Source organism: Pseudomonas sp. MF09156, assembly GCF_059862305.1.
The window spans coordinates 907,665-925,573 of sequence record NZ_JCBCUR010000001.1 but is presented as its reverse complement, the minus strand read 5'-3'; the positions used below and the strand labels follow the sequence as shown (position 1 = coordinate 925,573).

The 17,909-nt window shown below is 61.2% G+C and carries 21 protein-coding genes; 3 read left to right on the top strand and 18 right to left on the bottom strand.

Annotated elements, in window-relative coordinates:
- Positions 1-107 precede the first annotated feature (107 nt).
- Positions 108-1,001, bottom strand: coding sequence for an AraC family transcriptional regulator (locus AC19YY_RS04445; protein ID WP_169955227.1), 894 nt, complete (start codon positions 999-1,001; stop codon positions 108-110).
- Positions 1,002-1,183: 182 nt separating this feature from the next.
- Here AC19YY_RS04445 and AC19YY_RS04440 point away from each other — a divergent pair, with 182 nt between their 5' ends.
- Complete coding sequence (locus tag AC19YY_RS04440) at positions 1,184-2,236, top strand: NAD(P)-dependent alcohol dehydrogenase (protein WP_169955226.1); 1,053 nt, start codon at positions 1,184-1,186, stop codon at positions 2,234-2,236.
- On the opposite strand, the gene AC19YY_RS04435 is transcribed toward AC19YY_RS04440, so the two are convergent.
- Complete coding sequence (locus AC19YY_RS04435; protein WP_169955225.1) at positions 2,237-3,040, bottom strand: IclR family transcriptional regulator; 804 nt, start codon at positions 3,038-3,040, stop codon at positions 2,237-2,239.
- A 72-nt stretch (positions 3,041-3,112) separates the two neighbouring features.
- Positions 3,113-3,592 (bottom strand): GNAT family N-acetyltransferase, encoded by a 480-nt coding sequence (locus AC19YY_RS04430; RefSeq protein ID WP_170042589.1) that lies wholly within the window; start codon positions 3,590-3,592, stop codon positions 3,113-3,115.
- A 388-nt stretch (positions 3,593-3,980) separates the two neighbouring features.
- Here AC19YY_RS04430 and AC19YY_RS04425 point away from each other — a divergent pair, with 388 nt between their 5' ends.
- Positions 3,981-4,319 (top strand): hypothetical protein, encoded by a 339-nt coding sequence (locus AC19YY_RS04425; RefSeq protein ID WP_500603892.1) that lies wholly within the window; start codon positions 3,981-3,983, stop codon positions 4,317-4,319.
- A gap of 53 nt (positions 4,320-4,372) precedes the next feature.
- A complete protein-coding gene (locus AC19YY_RS04420; RefSeq protein ID WP_169955223.1) occupies positions 4,373-4,633 on the top strand; it encodes a hypothetical protein in 261 nt (86 codons plus the stop codon).
- Positions 4,634-4,681: 48 nt separating this feature from the next.
- Here the strand turns inward: AC19YY_RS04420 and AC19YY_RS04415 are convergent, their stop codons facing one another.
- The 15 genes from AC19YY_RS04415 to plsX all read right to left on the bottom strand — a co-directional run bounded on the left by AC19YY_RS04415 (position 4,682) and on the right by plsX (position 17,906).
- A complete protein-coding gene (locus tag AC19YY_RS04415) occupies positions 4,682-5,419 on the bottom strand; it encodes a class I SAM-dependent methyltransferase (RefSeq protein WP_432754494.1) in 738 nt (245 codons plus the stop codon).
- A gap of 7 nt (positions 5,420-5,426) precedes the next feature.
- Positions 5,427-5,993 carry a DUF1285 domain-containing protein gene (locus AC19YY_RS04410; RefSeq protein ID WP_432754495.1) on the bottom strand — a complete coding sequence of 189 codons (567 nt, stop codon included), beginning with the start codon at positions 5,991-5,993 and terminating at the stop codon, positions 5,427-5,429.
- Between the two features lie 16 nt (positions 5,994-6,009).
- On the bottom strand, positions 6,010-6,615 hold the full coding sequence (locus AC19YY_RS04405) for a DUF4823 domain-containing protein (protein ID WP_038442470.1): 606 nt from the start codon (positions 6,613-6,615) through the stop codon (positions 6,010-6,012).
- Between the two features lie 74 nt (positions 6,616-6,689).
- Positions 6,690-7,658, bottom strand: coding sequence for a GTP 3',8-cyclase MoaA (locus tag AC19YY_RS04400; RefSeq protein WP_170056938.1), 969 nt, complete (start codon positions 7,656-7,658; stop codon positions 6,690-6,692).
- Between the two features lie 139 nt (positions 7,659-7,797).
- Positions 7,798-8,451 carry a TetR/AcrR family transcriptional regulator gene (locus AC19YY_RS04395; protein ID WP_169955218.1) on the bottom strand — a complete coding sequence of 218 codons (654 nt, stop codon included), beginning with the start codon at positions 8,449-8,451 and terminating at the stop codon, positions 7,798-7,800.
- 426 nt (positions 8,452-8,877) lie between these two features.
- Positions 8,878-9,660, bottom strand: coding sequence for a TatD family hydrolase (locus tag AC19YY_RS04390; protein WP_169955217.1), 783 nt, complete (start codon positions 9,658-9,660; stop codon positions 8,878-8,880).
- Positions 9,661-9,725: 65 nt separating this feature from the next.
- Positions 9,726-10,712, bottom strand: coding sequence for a DNA polymerase III subunit delta' (locus tag AC19YY_RS04385; protein WP_169955216.1), 987 nt, complete (start codon positions 10,710-10,712; stop codon positions 9,726-9,728).
- Positions 10,705-11,337, bottom strand: a complete 633-nt coding sequence (gene tmk / locus AC19YY_RS04380) for a dTMP kinase (RefSeq protein ID WP_500603891.1) — start codon at positions 11,335-11,337, stop codon at positions 10,705-10,707. The genes AC19YY_RS04385 and tmk overlap by 8 nt, the downstream gene beginning before the upstream one ends.
- Before the next feature lie 19 nt (positions 11,338-11,356).
- Positions 11,357-12,451: an endolytic transglycosylase MltG gene (gene mltG, locus AC19YY_RS04375; RefSeq protein ID WP_500603890.1), complete on the bottom strand. Its 1,095-nt coding sequence runs from the start codon at positions 12,449-12,451 to the stop codon at positions 11,357-11,359.
- A 1-nt stretch (position 12,452) separates the two neighbouring features.
- Entirely contained in the window at positions 12,453-13,268 is an 816-nt protein-coding gene (gene pabC, locus AC19YY_RS04370) for an aminodeoxychorismate lyase (protein WP_500603943.1), read from the bottom strand.
- Positions 13,268-14,512, bottom strand: a complete 1,245-nt coding sequence (gene fabF, locus AC19YY_RS04365) for a beta-ketoacyl-ACP synthase II (protein WP_169955213.1) — start codon at positions 14,510-14,512, stop codon at positions 13,268-13,270. Before fabF ends, pabC begins: the two co-directional genes overlap by 1 nt.
- Before the next feature lie 127 nt (positions 14,513-14,639).
- A complete protein-coding gene (gene acpP, locus AC19YY_RS04360; RefSeq protein WP_076964148.1) occupies positions 14,640-14,876 on the bottom strand; it encodes an acyl carrier protein in 237 nt (78 codons plus the stop codon).
- Between the two features lie 192 nt (positions 14,877-15,068).
- The gene (fabG, locus tag AC19YY_RS04355) at positions 15,069-15,812 is read right to left on the bottom strand and encodes a 3-oxoacyl-ACP reductase FabG (protein ID WP_500603889.1); all 744 of its coding nucleotides are present in this window, start codon (positions 15,810-15,812) and stop codon (positions 15,069-15,071) included.
- 17 nt (positions 15,813-15,829) lie between these two features.
- On the bottom strand, positions 15,830-16,768 hold the full coding sequence (fabD, locus tag AC19YY_RS04350; RefSeq protein ID WP_170043757.1) for an ACP S-malonyltransferase: 939 nt from the start codon (positions 16,766-16,768) through the stop codon (positions 15,830-15,832).
- Positions 16,769-16,895: 127 nt separating this feature from the next.
- On the bottom strand, positions 16,896-17,906 hold the full coding sequence (plsX, locus tag AC19YY_RS04345; RefSeq protein ID WP_169955210.1) for a phosphate acyltransferase PlsX: 1,011 nt from the start codon (positions 17,904-17,906) through the stop codon (positions 16,896-16,898).
- Positions 17,907-17,909: the final 3 nt, after the last annotated feature.

Sequence of the window (17,909 nt, the reverse complement as noted above, 5' to 3'; positions counted from 1 at the left end):
AGCGGGCTTGCTCGCGAAGGCGGTGTGTCAGTTAAGAATTATTAACCTGACACACCGCCTTCGCGAGCAAGCCCGCTCCCACGTTTGGATAGAGGTATCTCCGGGATTTATGCCGCTCGTTCTTCACCAGGGTTGCGCAGGAAGTAGCGCTTATATTCCCGACTGAACTGCGACGTACTCTGATACCCCACGTTATGCGCCGCCTGCGCTACCCCCATGCCTTGTGCCAGCAACAACTGCTGGGCCTTGAGCAGGCGCAAGCGCTTGAGGTACTGCACCGGCGACAACAAGGTGCAGCGCTTGAAGTGTTCATGGAATGTCGACGCACTCATATGCGCATAACCGGCCAGGGTCTCGATGTTCAAGGGTTCGGCGTAATGGGCATGCAGGTGATTCAATGAGGTGGCAATCCGCGAGAACTGCCCCTGCTGTTCCACCAGCGCCCGCAGTACATCGGCCTGTGGCCCACGCAAGGCGCTGAACAATAATTCCCGCACCCGTGCCGGCCCCATGATCCGGGCTTCAAGCGGATCGTGCAGACACTGCAACAGTCGCTCGACGCAACCACGCATCGCATCATCGAGCACCACCGAGCTCATCGACTCCAGGGTCTGCGCCGCCGGCGGCGGGCCGGCCTGCATGCCCATGGCCATCACCAATTCACCCAGCACCACCCGATCAATACCTACGGTAACGCCATACAGCGGGGCATCGGCGGCCATGGCAAACGTCTCGCACTCGAACGGCACCGGCATCGCCTGGATCAGGTAATGCCCGGCGCCGTATTCCAGGGTACGCGGCCCCAGGTAGGCGAGCTTGCTGCCCTGGGCCACGAACATCAGGCTCGGCTCATAGATCTGCGGCCCGCGCGCCACGTCGCAACTGGCGCGGAGCACCTTCACGCCCGCCAGATGGGTCGGGGAGAAACCGTCGCAGGGCGTAAGCCCCTCAATCAAGGAAACCAGCGCAGCGTTGGCATCGAGATGGCGGGTCAACAACATGGCAAAAAACTTCGCGAAAAAGGGATAGGAACATCATCGCAGGTCTGGCGGCCAATGAATCCAATCCACGGGCACTCCCGGACGAATAGGCATGAGACTCGGAGCATTTGCCATGTTCGCCCACAGGGTCCACGCGCAGAATTCGCCACCTCTCCCGCCCAAGCTTTTGCGAGGTTTTCACCATGTACACCGCCATCGGCTACGCCGCCCAGTCGGCCACCACTCCCCTCGCCCCCATGTCCTTCGAGCGTCGCAGCCCGCGCGCCGATGACGTGGCAATCGAAATCCTGTACTGCGGCGTCTGCCACTCCGACATCCACCAGGCGCGCAACGAATGGGGTATCGCCGTGTACCCATTGATGCCGGGCCACGAGATTGTCGGCAAGGTCACTGCTGTCGGCGCCAGCGTCACCGCCCATAAGGTTGGCGACCTGGTCGGCGTGGGCTGCATGGTGGATTCGTGCCGCCACTGCCAAGCGTGCAAATCAGACCTGGAGCAATACTGCCTCGAAGGCCCGACCATGACCTACGCCACCCCGGATCGCGTGGACGGCAGCAACACCATGGGCGGCTACTCCGACAGCATCGTGGTCAGCGAACACTTCGTGGTGAAGATTCCGGCCAAGCTCGACCTGGCCAGCGCCGCACCGCTCCTCTGCGCGGGCATCACCACCTACTCGCCGCTCAAGCACTACGGGGTCAAGGCCGGCGACAAAGTCGGGATTCTCGGCATGGGTGGCCTGGGCCATATGGGCATCAAGTTTGCCAAGGCCATGGGCGCCGAAGTCACGCTGTTCACCCGCTCGGCGAGCAAGGCCGAGGAAGGCCGTCGCCAAGGCGCTGATCATGTGATCGTGTCCACCGATGCCGAGCAGATGAAGGCCGCAGCCGGCAGTTTCGACTTCCTGCTGGACACCATCCCGGTGCAGCACGATCTGAACCCGTACCTCGATGTCCTGCGTTTTGATGGCGTGCATATCCTGGTGGGCCTGATCGAACCGGTCGATCCGCCGGTCAATGCCGCCAAGCTGGTCTTGGGTCGTAAAGTCCTGGCCGGCTCGCTGATCGGCGGCATTGCCGAAACCCAGGAAGTCCTGGATTTCTGCGCCGAGCACGGCATTACCTGCGACATCGAAATGCTCGATATCCGTCAGATCAACGAAGCCTTTGCGCGCATGATTGCCGGCGACGTGAAATACCGTTTCGTGATCGACATGGCCACCTTGAAGGCCTGATCAGGCCTTGGCCCCCAACTCCGCTGACAGCCGGGCCGCAACCTGTTTGACCACAGGAATCAGCTCGGCCATTTTTTCCAGCGGCATGTAGGGCACCGTACTGGCGATGCTGATGCCGGCGATAATCCGTCGGCTGGCATCGCGCACGGGTGCGGCCACGCAGCGGATCGACGGCTCGTTGTCTTCCAGGTCGAAGGCATAGCCGCCCGCCACATACTCTTTCATGCGCTGCTCGAACTGCTCCCAGGATTGCTCCGGGTGCTGCGGCCAGTGCAGGTTTTTCCCGCCTATCGGCAAGCTGGCCTGATACAGGCGCTGCCATTCTTCTGGCGTGTCATCGAGCAGCAAGGCCTTGCCGATCCCGGTGCGCGCCAGGGGCATGCGGTGACCGACGCGGGAACGCATTTCCGGGCCATTGCGCCCAGGATTCTTGTGCAGGTACAGCACCTCGTCGTACTCACGGATTGCCAGGTGGATGGTGTCGCCGGTCAGCGCCGACAGTTCATCCAGATAGGGTATCGCCAGCGTCACCAGCGGCAGTTCTTCCCGCGCCTGGAACCCCAACTCGATCAGCTTGGGCCCCAACAGGTAACCGACCTGCGGCACCACTCGCAGGTAACGCTCGTCCACCAGGCAACTGGCCAGGCGATGCGTGGTGCTGCGGGTGGTCCCGATGCGCCGGGCAATCTCCTTGAGATCCCGCGCACCCGCCGCCACCGCCTGCACCACGCCCAGGCCGCGCAGCAAGGTCTGGGTGCCGGTGGGCGCGGGGTCTTTGGCGGGGATCGCTGGGTTTTCCTGCATGTTTGGGCCTATCTAGAAATGCGAAAGCGGCGGCCATTATGGCAAATGCCGGGCCGCAAGACAGGGCCGATCTCAGCCTTGGGCAAACTCACGCAACGCTTCGCCTTCCATGCGGTAGCGCACCCATTCTTCCTGGGGTTGGGCGCCGATGGATTTGTAGAAGGCAATGGCCGGCTCGTTCCAGTCCAGAACGCTCCATTCGAAGCGCCCACAGCCATTGTCGTAGGCGATCTTTGCCAGGTGGCGCAGCAACTTCTTGCCCGCCCCGCCGCCGCGCTGTTCCGGGTTGATGTACAGGTCTTCCAGGTACAGGCAGTTGCTGCCCAGCCAGGTGGAATAGCTGAAGAAGAACACCGCGAACCCGATCGGCAAGCCGTCACGCAGGCAGATCAGGCCATGGGCGGTAGCGCCTTCGCTGAACAGGCTGCGCTCGATGTCCACCACGCCGGCGATCACTTCGTGGCGAGCTTTTTCGTATTCGGCCAGCTCGGTGATGAAGGTCAGGATCTGCGCAGCATCGCTGGGCACGGCGGGACGAATCTCGATGGTCATGAACAGGCCTGCGGCTAAAAATAAAGGACACATACTAAGGCCCTTTGATAACCGTTTGCAGGGTTTTATGCACGCAGTTACTCCATAACTGCAGCAATGTTGGCACCAGTAACTGCAGAACAAATGGTGCAATCGCGCGTGGTAAAAAGTCCGCCACAAATCCCACAGACGCCCAGGTTTTCCCATGCCCCCACCGCTCCCGTTGGCGGAAAACTCTGCATCGCCTTGCGCAATTGGCTGATTACGCTGGCGCGCCTGATCTGGCGCCGGGCTTCGAAACACAAAATCTTACAGGTGAGCTGACACCGTTCGTCGTGATCCAGGCACCAACAATATGAGCGGGCGGACCAACCTAAGGTAAGGACTTTATTCCTATGGAGGCTCCACCATGAATACTTCCAAAGTGACTGCCCTCGCCCTCGCCGGTTTGCTGTCTGCGGTTTCCCTGGGCAGCGTCGCCGCGTCCGACCCTTCTACCGGCAAGACCGACCCGATTGGCAGCCCGCCCAACCCTGCCACCCAAGAGAGCAAAGACTCCATGGGCACCGGCCTGGATACCAATGGCGGAGCCATCATCCAGAACGGTGCCGACCCCCGCACCCAAGGCAATGACGGCAACCGCCAGGGCCTGGGTACCGATGTGGAGAACGGCAAGATCGGCCCCGGCAAGAATGCCGCCCCAAGCGGCAACGATGACAACCTGCCCGGCGCGCCGAAACAACCTTGACCCCTTGGCCGACAGACGAACATTACCCCACCACTGACCCTGAAGAGGTATGCATGAACGTCGATAAAAACCTGGAGAAAGAAGTCCTCACCCGCCTGCTGCACGCGCACCCGAACGGTTTGGGTAAGGAGGTGCTGGATAACTACCGGGGCGAAAAAGTCGTGGCCAGCACCCTGGCCACCCTTCAGGACCGTGGACTCATCAAGGAAGGCCATGTGACCTGCAACGAGGCTGGCGAACATGCGCTGCACCTGCCGATCAAACTGACGGCCTCTGGCGTGGACGCCGCCCGCAAGCTGGAAAGCCAACCGTAGCGGCTGTCGAGCCCTGGCGAGGCTGCGTCGCCCCTCGCCAGGCATTACCTACAGCGTTGGGCGTTGCGCGGCCACCAGCAACATCATCGGCCGCTCCAGCTCCTCCGCCAACTCAGGCCGGGCCACAAGGCCCGCGGCACTCGGACCCCATTCTTCAATATGGCTCAGGCTCAAGCCTGCCTTGATCAACAGGTTGAGCAGAGTGCCCAGGGTACGGTGCTGCTTGATCACGCCCTTGGCCAGCCAGTCGGTGACCCGCGGTCCTTCCAATTGATAACTGTCCAGCAGCCAGCTTCTGCGGCCTTGCTCATCGACCTGCCAGCCCGGCTGGCGGGGTGCCATGAAGATCGGGTGCTCGATGGAAAAAACCAGCCGCCCTCCCGGTTTCAAGGCCCTATGAATGCGGGCAAACAGCCCGGGCAGGTCGGCGATGTAGTGAAAGGCCAACGAGCTGTAGGCCAAGTCGTAAGCAGCATCGGGTAGATCAAGTTGTTCGAGGTCGGCAATGGCATAAGTAATGGCCGAGGATGACGTCATTTCCTTCGCCCGCGCCAGCATCTTCTGTGAGACGTCCAGCCCCAGCACCTGTTCGGCGCCCTGCTCCTGGGCCCAGCGGCTGAACCAGCCATAACCACAGCCCAGGTCCACCACCTGCAAGCCCCGCATCGGCGGTAACAACGCCTGCAACGCGGGCCATTCCGGCGCGCCTGCCAACCCTTGCAGGGAGCGGCCCATTTGACTGTAGCCAGCGAAAAAAGCCGGGGTATCGTAGATATTCTGCGTCATGCCAGTATCAATCCCTGGGCTCCAGGCCTATCGGAAAGAACACCCCGCCACTCCAGATGCCCAGCCAACTCTCGCCTTCGATCTGGCGCGTCACCGCCAAGTCCACCAATTGGTAGAACACGTTGCGATGGACCAGTGCCTCAAGGTTATTGCGCACCAGCACGTAGGGCGAAGGTTCCTGGGTGTGGGGAGCGATCACCACCCGTAGCGGGTGCGCCGGGCCGGCTTCGATCAGGTCTTCGACATTGGAGGTAAACCGCAGGAGCTGGCTTTCGCCCTGCCCCTCGACCTCCAGCGACACCGCCACAAAAGGCGCGTCATCCACCTTGATCCCAACCTTTTCCACCGGTGTGATCAGAAAGTAATCATCGCCATCGCGGCGGATGATATTGGAGAACAGCTTGACCATCGGTTTGCGCCCGATGGGCGTGCCCAGGTAATACCAGGTGCCATCACGGGCGATACGCATGTCGATATCGCCACAGAAATCCGGGTTCCACAGGTGAACCGGTGCAGGTCCCTTGCCCTTGGGCAACTGTGCCAACAAATCATTGGCCTTGGCCGAACCCGTCATGCTGTTCTCCTTTGAATTACTGGTCGCTCATGCCCAGCAGGCTGCGGGCGTACTGGCGCAGCGGTGGGCCAAGCAAATCTTCGGGTTTGTTGTCGTGGAACGTCAGTAAACCGCCACGACTGCGGATCCGTGCAGTATCGATCAAATACTGGGTGCTGGTCTCGATCAACATGATCTGGATCACACCGCTGTCGACACCCAGCCGGTCGAGGGCTTCCTGGTCGGCCCACTCATCCGCGTTGCCGATGCGATCATCGGCCTTGGCGAACCGCGTATACAACAGGTAATGGGCGCCTACCTCGCGGGCTTCGGCCATGGCCTGCTCCAGGCCTTCCGGGGCGCGGGCGCGGCGGACCATGGGGAAGTATTCGATGAAACCGTTGAAGGCTTCTTCGGCCACCACATTGGGCCGCGGATAGGCACTGCCCGGCGGCGTGAACGCGCCCTGGGCGATAAACACAAAGGAATCGGGCTGAATGCGAACCGAGTTGGAACGGCGAGTATCGCTGTGGTCCAGCAAGCCGGCATCGCTCATCTGATAGCGAGTGCCTTCGGCCATATCGCTGACTGTCATGCAGCCACCCAGCGCGAACGACGCCAGCAACAAAACCAGACTACGCATCCTATCCTCCAGAGGCCGGTGACGGAAAACCGGCGAATGGGCACAAGATGCAGATTTTGCGCCAGCTTGCCTGGCTAGCCGCCAATGATCTTCATCACCGTCGCCCCGCCCGAAAACGCCACTTCCTGCTTATCGCCCAAGGCCTTGACCAGCAAGCCCTGTAACGCCGGCAGGGCCTGGTGGCGCGGCTTGTCCAACAGGTCGCCGACATAGTGCCGGTTGCTCGACGAAAGGCAGCCGTGCAGCCACCCCGTGGAAGACAGCCGCAGGCGCGAACAGGTTCGGCAAAACGGCACGCTTTCATTGGCGATCACGCCGAAGAAGCCCTGGCCGGGAATTTCATAACGCACGGCGGTAGCGTCCACGGGGGCGTCGGCCTGCAGATATTCGTGATGCTCGCCAATCAGGCTCAGCAGTTGTTGCAGGCTGACGAATTGCTGCAGGAAGGCGTTGGAGTCGCTGGCCAGATGGCCCATGCGCATCAACTCGATAAAACGCAGTTCATAACCGCGCGCCAGGCAATATTCCAGCAGCGGCATGACCTGGTCGAGGTTCTGCCCGCGCAGCGGCACCATATTGACCTTGATCTTGATCCCCGCTGCACGAGCCTGGTCCATGCCATCAAGGACGGTGGCCAGGTCGCCACCCCGGGCGATCCCGCGAAAGGCATCGGCATCCAGGGTGTCAAGGGACACATTGATACGGCGAATGCCGGCATCGACCAGCAATGGCAACTTGCGCGCCAGTAACTGGCCATTGGTGGTCAGGCTGATATCGCTCAAGCCCATCTGCCCGACGGCCCGCATGAACGTTTCGAGCTTGGGGCTGACCAGTGGCTCGCCGCCGGTAATGCGCAGGCGATCGATGCCCGCCGCCTCGATCAGGTAGGCCACGCCACGCGCCATGGCTTCGGCCGAGAGTTCGTCCTGCGCAGCCACCAGCCGCTTGCCGTTGGGCACGCAGTAGGTACAGGCGTAATTGCAGGCTGAGGTCAGGCTGATCCGCAAATTGCGAAAACGCCTGCCTTGACGATCAACGATCATGGATCACTCCGGCAGCGGATAATTCGGGCGCGCTAAAACCTGACTCATAAATCAGATTTTAGCAAGGTCCTTGCCTGAGTATATTCCTGGGTTACTACATAGGGCAGTAAATCAGCCGGCCATTGTCCGGGTGAATGCCTTATGTGGCAGGCGTCTCGGGGTTCGGCAGCTCGGTGCTGTGCTTGCGCTTGTTGCCCATGCGCACGCCGATGTCCATCAAGAACTGGAAGAAGCCTTCCTGATCTTCCAGCACGTTGCTCCAGAATGGCGAGTGGTACAGCGCCACCGCGCCATGCACCAGGGCCCAGGCGGCGCAGTAGTGAAAATAAGGCGGCACATCTTCCAGCTTGCCTTCGCTGATGCGGCCCTTGATCAGCAGGGTCAGGCGCTCGAAGTTCGAGGCACGGATCTTGTGCAACTCCTCGACCATTTCCGGCACCTGGTGGCCCTTGACCACTTTTTCTTCCAGGCGGTCGAACAGGCGGTAGCGCTGCGGGTCGCGCATGCGGAACTCAAAGTACGCCCGGGACAGCGCTTCCTTATCCTTGTCGACGTCGGCCGAGTGCAGCAACTCGTTCAAATCGCGCTCGTAGTCGAGCATCAGGCGCAAGTAGATCTCGGCCTTGGACTTGAAGTGTTTATAGATGGTGCCTTTGCCGATACCCACGGCATCCGCAATCATCTCGACGGTGACGCTGTCTTCACCCTGTTCGAGGAACAATTTGAGCGCGGTGTCGAGAATTTCCTGCTCACGGCGGCGAAACTCACGGACCTTACGGGGTTCTTTGTGCATAGAAAGAGGTCTGCAGAGGTCAGTATTGGAAGGGTTCGATGCCCCGATGACGGAACGTTTTACCCGGTGCGAGGGATTATCCCGACTGAACGGTCGTTGGGCAACGTCTATATGAACAACCCATACACTAAACTTACAGCGCGCCAACGAATCAGGCGATGCGGGTCAGAAATTAAACGTCGATTCGCGCAATGTATTGCCGCTCAATGAGAACTCAAGCGAAGCGCACGTATTCCAAATCTGTTTAAAAAACGATCAGATGCGGCTGGACTGCACGGGATACTGATCAATACTTCATCTGTCGGTGTGACATCTCCCCCAAGTGAAACACCGATATGGGTACCAACGGACCGCGTACCCTTGTTTACTCCTAATGGTCTTAACCCGGATTCACCCCCCAGAACCCGGGTTTTTTTTGCCTGCAATTCAGCGAACGTGCGCCAGGGGGAACAGACGCTTGAAGTTCTCGGTGGTCTGCTCGGCAAAACGCTCCACCGACTCGCCGCGTAACATCGCCAGGTAATCCGCCACATCCCGCACATATTCCGGCAGGTTCGGCTTGCCGCGATGAGGGATCGGCGCCAGGTATGGCGAGTCGGTCTCCACCAGCAGACGGTCGGCGGGCACCTGGCGCGCCACATCACGCAGGGCCTCGGCGTTGCGGAAGGTGACGATGCCCGACAGGGAAATATAGAACCCCAGGTCCAGGGCCGCCTTGGCCATCTCCCAGTCTTCGGTAAAACAGTGCAACACACCCGCCTGGGGTAGCGCCGCTTCGCGCAGCAGGGCCAGGGTGTCGGCGCGGGCGCCACGGGTATGCACGATCACAGGCTTGCCGGTCTGCTGCGCCGCTTGCAGGTGCAGGCGGAACGAAGCCTGCTGCAGGTCGGCGGCCTCCGGCTCGTAGTGGTAATCCAGGCCTGTCTCGCCGATGGCCACCACTCGCGGGTGATTGAGTTCGTCCAGCAGCCACTCCAGGGCCGGGGCTTCGCCAGGCTTGAGATCCAGAGGATGGATGCCCACCGAGCAATCTACATCGGCATAGCGCTCGGCCAGGGCCTTGACGTCGGCGGCGTTCTCGGCGCTGACACCGATACACAGGAAGTGCCCGACCCCACGCTGGCGCGCAGCCTCGAGGGCAGCATCCAGGGAGCCGTTGTGGGCGGCGAGGTCGAGGCGATCAAGGTGGCAATGGGAATCTACGAGCATAAGAAGTTACAACTTGCGTCACAGGAAGTGTCTGGCCGACGAAACATCCGTCGACCCCGAGAATATCAACGTCGGCCGAGCAACCCGACCCACTGCACCAGCAGGGCCTCAAGCAACAGCACGCGGTTCAGGTTGGCCTTGCCCAGGACTTTCTGGCGCTGGGCGAGGATCCAGTCCTGAATGTTCAACACCTTGTCCTGGGCACTCTTCTGCGCCAGGTATTGCACGACCTTGCGCATGTCCATCAAGCCCAGGCCGTTTTCGTCCTGGGTCAGTTGATAGCGCAGGATCAGACTGGACCAGTCGCAAAACCAGTCAAACAACAACAACAGCGGCACATCTTTCCAGCCTTCGGCCAGTTGCGTGGCGGACTGCTCTTGCTTGAGCAGCTTCTTCACCCCGTCGACCACCAGCGCGCGCTGCTCGCGCACGCCCTGGGCCTGCAAGCTGACCGCAGCCAGGGGCGAGCCGGCCGCCAGGGTCAGCAACTCGACCCGCTCCTGCTCGCTGCACTCGGGCAAGGCCTGGCCCAGCCACTGCAAGCTCATGGCCTCGCTCGGCAACGGGCAGGCCTGCTGCACGCAACGACTGCGGATAGTCGGCAGCAGGCGGCTGGATTGGTGGCTGACCAGCAGCAGCACCGTATCGCCGGAAGGTTCCTCAAGGCTCTTGAGCAAGGCGTTGGCGGCGTTGATGTTCATCGACTCCACCGGTTCGATCAGCACCACCTTGCGCCCGCCCATCTGCGCGGTCTGTACCACGAAGCTCACCAAGTCGCGCACCTGGTCGACCTTGATCGCCTTGTCGGCCTCCTCCGGTTCCAGCACGTAGTTGTCCGGATGGCTGCCGGCCTTGAGCAGCAGGCACGACTTGCAGTGCCCGCACGCCTCCAGCCCAGCCGGATTCTGGCACAGCAAGCGTGCCATCAAGCGCTCGGCCAGGGCGCGCTTGCCGATGCCTGCCGGCCCATGGAGCAAATAGGCATGGGCGTGCTGGGCACGCCCGGCCAATTGCTGCCACAGGCTGTCCTGCCACGGATAGGCTTCAGCCACGGTAAAGCTCCAACAGTTTGGGTAGCAGCGCATCGATGGCCTGCTGCACCTGCTCCAGCGGCTGCGCGGCATCCAGCAGGCAGTAGCGCGACGGCGCAGCTTGGGCACGCTGCAGGTAAGCCGCGCGTACCGCCTCGAAAAACCCCCGGCCTTCCAGCTCGAAACGGTCCAGGCGCCCACGGGCACTGGCCCGGGCCAGGCCGACGTCTACCGGCAGATCGAAAACCAGGGTCAAGTGCGGGCGCAGGTCACCCTGGACGAAGGTCTCCAGGGTCGCAATGCGTTCCAGGGACAGGCCGCGGCCAGCGCCCTGATAGGCGTAGGTGGAGTCGGTGAAGCGGTCGCAGATCACCACCGCGCCACGGGCCAGGGCCGGGCGGATCACCTCGGCCAGGTGCTGGGCACGTGCGGCAAACACCAGCAACAGCTCGGTGTCGGGGTTCATGACCTCGTCGCCAGTGGCCAGCAGCACCTCGCGGATTTTCTCCGCCAGGGGCGTGCCGCCAGGCTCGCGGGTCAGCAGCACCTCGATCCCTTCAGCCCGCAAGCTTTCGGCCAGGTATTCACGGTTGGTACTCTTGCCGGCGCCTTCCGGGCCTTCCAGGGTAATAAACAAGCCAGTCACAGGCAGTCCTTAGTCAGAGTCATTGCGGGCTTTGCGTGGGCGCAGCGTCGGGCGCGGCAGGCTCAACGGTCGCGGGTGCAGCCGGCGCAGGGCTGGAGCGATAATCGGCGCGACGCTTGAGTTGGTACTCGCGCACGGCGGCATTATGGGCATCCAGGCTGTCGGAAAAAACATGGCTGCCATCGCCTCGGGCCACGAAATACAGGCTGCTGCCCGGCACCGGATTCAACGCGGCATGGATCGCCTCGCGGCCGACCATGGCAATTGGCGTCGGCGGCAGGCCGCTGATCATGTAGGTGTTATAGGGCGTGGCTTCCTTGAGGTGCGCGCGCGTCAATTTGCCGTTATAGCGCTCGCCCATGCCGTAGATCACGGTGGGGTCGGTTTGCAGCAGCATGCCGATCTTCAGGCGCCGCACAAACACCCCGGCAATCTGCCCACGCTCCTCGGGCACACCGGTTTCCTTCTCGACCAGCGACGCCATGATCAGCGCCTGGTAGGGATCGGTATAGGGCGCGTCCGGGGCGCGTCGCTGCCATTCCTGGGCCAGCACCTCGTCCAGGCGGTTGTAGGCTTTCTTCAGGAACTCGACATCGGTCATGCCGCGCACAAAACGGTAGGTGTCGGGGAAGAACCGCCCTTCGGGGAACACCTCGGGATGGCCGATTTTTTCCATTACCTCGGAATCACTCAACCCCGCCAGGGTCTGCTCGATTTTTTCATGCTTGGCCAAGGCGCTGCGCACCTGGCGGAAGTTCCAGCCTTCCACCAGGGTCAGGCTGTATTGCACCACTTCGCCGCGCTGCCACAGGCCGATCAAGCCCTGGGCCGTCAGGCCTGGCGTCATGCGGTACTCGCCACTGTGCAGGGGCTGGCCATCAAGATTGAAGCGCCAGTAGAGACGCAGCCAGAAGGCATCCTCGAGCACACCGTCGTTTTCCAGGCGATTGAAAGTACCCGTAGGGGTCGCGCCAGCGGCTACATCCAGCAATTGCTCCTGGGACAGATTCAGCGGTTGCTTCAAGGCCGAGTCCAGCTTCCAGGCCGAAAAGCCCAGGAGCAAACCCGCCAGGACCAGGCCGATCTCCAGCAGCAATACAATTTTACGTCTCAAATCAAATACCCAATAGCGCGCGAACAATGCCTTGCAGTTTACGGGTGAGCGGCCCGGCCGACCAGCTCATTGGCCCACATCCAAGCACCGGCCAAATGCCATACACGCTGTTGCAGACGAACACTTCATCAGCCTGTTGCAGCTGCGCAAGGCTGATATCGGCAACCGTGGTGACAATGCCCAGCGCCTCGGCACTGGCCAGCAACTCGGCACGCATGACGCCGGCCACGCCACAGCGGCTCAGGTCGGCCGTCAGCAGTTGGCCGGCATGCACCAGGAACAGGTTGCTGAACACACCTTCGATGACGCGCCCGGACATATCCAGCATCAATCCTTCCGCGTGATCGACATCTTGCCACTCGGCGCGGGCCAGGACCTGTTCGAGACGATTGAGGTGCTTGAGACCTGCGAGCAAGGGTTGCTCGGACAAACGGGTGGCACAGGGAAACAGGCGTATGCCGGATGAACCATGAGCCTGGGGATAGGCGGCAGGCGGGCTGCCTTGCAGGATACGCCGCGCTGGGGCGCCTGCATTGATGCCATAACCGCGCAGGCTATCGCCACGGGTGAGGATCAACTTGAGAACGCCGTCACCGAGGGCTGCCGCGTAAGCCAGCACCTCGCTGCGGATCAGATCCGGGGTCACCGCAAGCGCCAGGCGCCTGCAGCCCTCGTCGAGGCGTTGCAGGTGACGATCCAGCAGCACGGGCTGCCCGGCCTTGACCGCGATGGTTTCAAACAAACCATCGCCGTAGGCCAGGCCGCGATCTTTCAGCGACACTGCGTCCGCTGGCTGACCGTCGACCCAGCAGTGCATCACTCGGCGAACCGGCGGAACACCAGGGAACCGTTGGTACCACCAAAACCGAACGAGTTGGACAGCACCACGTCGATCGGCATTTTCTGCGGCTCGTGAGGCACGAAGTTCAGGTCGCAGCCTTCATCCGGCTCATCAAGGTTGATGGTCGGCGGCGCGACCTGGTCCTTGATCGCCAGCACACTGAAAATCGCTTCAACCGCGCCAGCCGCACCCAGCAGGTGACCGGTCATGGACTTGGTGGAGCTGACCGCCAGCTTGTAGGCGTGCTCGCCGAACACCGACCTGATGGCCTGGGCTTCCGCCAGGTCGCCAGTTGGCGTCGAGGTGCCGTGGGCGTTGATGTACTGTACCTGGTCGACGTTGATCTTCGCATCGCGCAGGGCATTGCTGATGCAACGCGCAGCGCCCGCGCCATCGGCGGGTGGCGAGGTCATGTGGTACGCATCGCCACTCATGCCAAAACCGATCAGCTCGGCGTAGATCGTCGCGCCACGGGCCTTGGCATGCTCCAACTCTTCGAGGACCAGGGCACCGGCACCGTCGGACAGTACAAAGCCATCACGGCCCTTGTCCCACGGACGGCTGGCACGGGTCGGCTCGTCATTGCGCGTCGACAGCGCACGGGACGCGCCGAAGCCGCCCATGCCCAGGCCGCAGGCGGCCATTTCGGCACCACCTGCGATCATCACGTCAGCCTCGTCATAGGCGATATTGCGCGCCGCCATGCCGATGCAGTGAGTGCCCGTGGTGCACGCTGTGGAAATGGCGTAGTTAGGCCCCTGGGCACCCAGATGGATGGACAGGAAGCCGGAAATCATATTGATGATCGAGCCCGGGACGAAGAACGGTGAGATTCGACGAGGGCCGGAGTCGTGCAGCGTGCGGCTGGTTTCTTCGATATTGGTCAGACCGCCAATACCCGAACCCATGGCCACGCCGATGCGTTCACGGTTGGCATCGGTGACTTCCAGGCCAGCATTACGCACTGCCTGAAAACCGGCTGCCAGGCCGTATTGAATGAACAGGTCGAGTTTGCGGGATTCCTTGATCGAGAGATATTCCTCGACATTGAAGCCCTTTACCGAGCCGCCAAAACGGGTGGAATAGGCAGAAAGGTCCGTATGCTCAATCAGACCGATACCACTGTGGCCAGCCAGAATGCCCTGCCAACTGCTCGGCACATCCGTACCCAGTGGCGACAACATACCCATACCGGTGACTACGACGCGTCTACGCGACACAGCACTCTCCTTTTTCTAATGACGACACTTTGTTTCAAAGCTCATTTTTCATCAGAGCTAAAGAAAAAACCGCACGCCGTTATAGCAGTGCGGTTTTTCCATGACAGCAAGCGACGATTACAAACTATTACGCCTGGTGGCTAGTAACGTAGTCGATAGCAGCTTGAACAGTAGTGATTTTTTCAGCTTCTTCGTCCGGGATTTCGGTCTCGAATTCCTCTTCCAGAGCCATCACCAGCTCAACGGTGTCAAGGGAGTCGGCACCCAGGTCTTCAACGAAGGAAGAAGTGTTTTTCACTTCGTCTTCTTTAACGCCCAGTTGCTCGGCAACGATTTTCTTGACGCGCTCTTCGATGGTGCTCATACCTTGTTTTCACTCCTAATGGACAAATTCAGGCAGCTGGCCAGTGGGTAAGTGTATAGAAAGGCTTTTCAGCTTTTCAACTGAAAGCTTCACCCTCGTACCCTACCGACCACCTGTCTATAAATAGATTGCAGCTTTATAACGGATTTTAGACAGCTCGTATGACATTTTTTTGAAGCGATCCGTCACAATTTAACTCATGTACATCCCGCCGTTCACCGGGATTGTAGCCCCAGTCACGTATGCCGCACCGTCAGATGCCAGGAAAGAGACCACATTGGCGATCTCTTGGGCCTGGCCCAGACGGCCCAGCGGAATTTGCGTCAGCAACGCATCACGTTGCGCTTCAGGCAATTCGCGGGTCATATCGGTATCGATAAACCCTGGAGCCACCGAGTTGACCGTAATCGACCGCGAGCCGACTTCACGCGCCAGGGCACGGCTGAAACCTTCCAGGCCGGCCTTGGCAGAGGCGTAGTTTACTTGGCCTGCGTTGCCCATGGCACCCACTACGGAGCCAATATTGATAATTCGGCCCCAGCGCGCCTTGGTCATACCGCGCAAAACACCCTTGGACAGGCGAAACAGACTGTTCAGGTTGGTATCGACCACGTCGTACCACTCGTCGTCTTTCATGCGCATCATCAGGTTGTCGCGGGTAATTCCGGCGTTGTTCACCAGAATGGCCGGTGTTCCGAACTGTGCAGTGATCTGGGCCAAAACAGCAGCCACGGACTCATCACTGGTCACGTTGAGCTCCAGGCCGGTACCCTTCACGCCGTTTTCCTTGAGGGTCGCGGCGATACGCTCGGCGCCCGAGGCGGACGTGGCAGTTCCGATCACTACCGCGCCCTGACGGCCCAGTTCCAGGGCAATCGCCTGGCCAATGCCACGGCTTGCGCCGGTAACCAGTGCAACTTTACCTTGCAGACTCATGCAGGCTTCTCCTTAGTTCAGGCCAATGCGGCGCGGGCGGCGGCGAAGCCATCCGGGGTATTGAGGTTGGACGTCGACACGCCCTCGGCGCAGCGCTTGTTGAGGCCGGCCAGGACTTTACCCGGACCACACTCAACTAGTTGGGTAGCGCCCTTGGCGGCCAGGGTCTGGACTGATTCAACCCAGCGTACCGGCTTGTACAGTTGCTCCAGCAGGTCGCGCTTGAGGGTTTCCAGGTCCGGCGCCACGTCGGCGCTGACGTTTTGCACCAACGGGATCTGCGGTGCCTGCCAGTTGATGGCTGCGATGGACTCGGCAAAACGCTCGGCCGCCGGGCGCATCAACTCGCAATGGGACGGCACGCTGACCGGCAGTGGCAACGCACGCTTGGCGCCGCGGGCCTTGCAGCCTTCGATGGCACGCTCAACCGCAGCCTTGGCACCGGCGATCACCACCTGACCTGGGGAATTGAAATTCACCGCGCTGACCACTTCGCCCTGGGCCGCTTCGGCGCAGGCTTCGATCACCACGGCGTCGTCCAGGCCCAGGATCGCGGCCATGCCGCCCTGCCCGGCTGGAACCGCTTCTTGCATCAGTTGGCCACGGCGCTCTACCAGCTTGACCGCCTCAGCGAGGGTCAGGCTGCCTGCCGCGACCAGGGCGCTGTATTCGCCCAGGCTATGACCGGCAACAAAAGCCGGACGTGCGCCGCCTTCGGCCAGCCAAACGCGCCACAGCGCGACGGAAGCCGTCAGGATGGCCGGCTGGGTTTTATCGGTTTGATTGAGCAGTTCTTCCGGCCCGTCCTGGGTCAATGCCCAAAGGTCGTAGCCCAAGGCAGCAGACGCTTCCTTGAATGTCTCCAGGACTAGCGGGTATTGCGCGCCCAGCTCGGCCAACATGCCGAGGGACTGCGAACCCTGCCCTGGAAAGACGAATGCGAGGGATGTAGACATGTAACAAGCCCCTAATGATCTGGTCGTCGGTGAATTGACGCCCCACAGCTGGGAGCGCAAGAAACTGACAGATTGGATGGTCAATTGAACTGGCCGGTCACATTTAAGCATTCCCGGCCCGATTCGCCTAAGGCAACAGATCCTCAAGACGGCCATGCAAGCGCTGCGGAAGGTTCTCCTGGATCTCGATCAGCGCACGCGCAATGGCACTCTGAAAACCCTGGACCCCCGCCGAACCGTGGCTTTTTACCACAATCCCCTGTAACCCGAGGAAGCTTGCGCCATTATGCCGCGCCGGGGCCAGGTCCGCCTGCAGGCGCCGCATCAACGGCAGCGCCAGGGCGCCCACCAGGCGGGAAGCCAGGTTGCGCTTGAACAACGCCTCGATCCGCGCAGCAATCATCGTAGCCAGGCCTTCGCTGGACTTAAGCAGGATATTTCCGACAAACCCGTCACAAACCACCACATCGGCCTCGCCACGATATAACCCATCGCCTTCGACGAACCCGATGTAGTTCAAGCCCCGCGCCTGTTGCAACAGGCTGGCGGCCAACTTGACCTGCTGGTTACCCTTGATGTCCTCGGTGCCGATATTCAGCAACGCCACGCGCGGGCGCACCACGCCCAACGCTTCGGCCGCGACCGAGCCCATCAGGGCAAAGTGCAGCAGGTGCTCGGCGCTGCAATCGACATTCGCCCCCAGGTCCAGCAACTGGCAATAGCCACGCTGCGTCGGGATCGCCGCAACCATCGCCGGTCGATCAATGCCCGGCAGGGTTTTCAGCACATGCCGCGACAACGCCATCAAGGCCCCGGTATTGCCAGCGCTGACACAGGCCTGGACCTTGCCATCGCGCAGCAGCTCAAGGGCCACGCGCATGGAGGAGTCAGGCTTGCCACGCAGGGCCTGGGCCGGCTTTTCATCCATGCCGATGGTTTCGCTGGCCGGCGTTATCGTCAGGCGCGCGCGATCCACAGCCGCATGGCTGGCAATCAGTTCTTCAAGTAGGGAGGGTTGACCGACGAGGGTCAGGTGCAGCGAGGGCGTAGCAGACAGGCTGGCAATGCATGCCTGGACAATGCTGCGGGGACCGAAGTCCCCGCCCATTGCGTCAATCGCGATGACTTGAGCAGACAAGTG

What these genes read in the sequence shown, in the direction of transcription:
- fabD (WP_170043757.1), bottom strand. Translation starts at nt 16,768, where the DNA reads ATGTCTACATCCCTCGCATTCGTCTTTCCAGGGCAGGGTTCGCAGTCC.
- AC19YY_RS04405 (WP_038442470.1), bottom strand. Translation starts at nt 6,615, where the DNA reads ATGCGTAGTCTGGTTTTGTTGCTGGCGTCGTTCGCGCTGGGTGGCTGC.
- AC19YY_RS04395 (WP_169955218.1), bottom strand. Translation starts at nt 8,451, where the DNA reads ATGCACAAAGAACCCCGTAAGGTCCGTGAGTTTCGCCGCCGTGAGCAG.
- AC19YY_RS04410 (WP_432754495.1), bottom strand. Translation starts at nt 5,993, where the DNA reads ATGACGGGTTCGGCCAAGGCCAATGATTTGTTGGCACAGTTGCCCAAG.
- fabG (WP_500603889.1), bottom strand. Translation starts at nt 15,812, where the DNA reads ATGAGTCTGCAAGGTAAAGTTGCACTGGTTACCGGCGCAAGCCGTGGC.
- AC19YY_RS04440 (WP_169955226.1), top strand. Translation starts at nt 1,184, where the DNA reads ATGTACACCGCCATCGGCTACGCCGCCCAGTCGGCCACCACTCCCCTC.
- AC19YY_RS04430 (WP_170042589.1), bottom strand. Translation starts at nt 3,592, where the DNA reads ATGACCATCGAGATTCGTCCCGCCGTGCCCAGCGATGCTGCGCAGATC.
- AC19YY_RS04390 (WP_169955217.1), bottom strand. Translation starts at nt 9,660, where the DNA reads ATGCTCGTAGATTCCCATTGCCACCTTGATCGCCTCGACCTCGCCGCC.
- AC19YY_RS04415 (WP_432754494.1), bottom strand. Translation starts at nt 5,419, where the DNA reads ATGACGCAGAATATCTACGATACCCCGGCTTTTTTCGCTGGCTACAGT.
- acpP (WP_076964148.1), bottom strand. Translation starts at nt 14,876, where the DNA reads ATGAGCACCATCGAAGAGCGCGTCAAGAAAATCGTTGCCGAGCAACTG.
- AC19YY_RS04425 (WP_500603892.1), top strand. Translation starts at nt 3,981, where the DNA reads ATGAATACTTCCAAAGTGACTGCCCTCGCCCTCGCCGGTTTGCTGTCT.
- AC19YY_RS04445 (WP_169955227.1), bottom strand. Translation starts at nt 1,001, where the DNA reads ATGTTGTTGACCCGCCATCTCGATGCCAACGCTGCGCTGGTTTCCTTG.
- AC19YY_RS04420 (WP_169955223.1), top strand. Translation starts at nt 4,373, where the DNA reads ATGAACGTCGATAAAAACCTGGAGAAAGAAGTCCTCACCCGCCTGCTG.
- AC19YY_RS04400 (WP_170056938.1), bottom strand. Translation starts at nt 7,658, where the DNA reads ATGATCGTTGATCGTCAAGGCAGGCGTTTTCGCAATTTGCGGATCAGC.
- pabC (WP_500603943.1), bottom strand. Translation starts at nt 13,268, where the DNA reads ATGCACTGCTGGGTCGACGGTCAGCCAGCGGACGCAGTGTCGCTGAAA.
- AC19YY_RS04435 (WP_169955225.1), bottom strand. Translation starts at nt 3,040, where the DNA reads ATGCAGGAAAACCCAGCGATCCCCGCCAAAGACCCCGCGCCCACCGGC.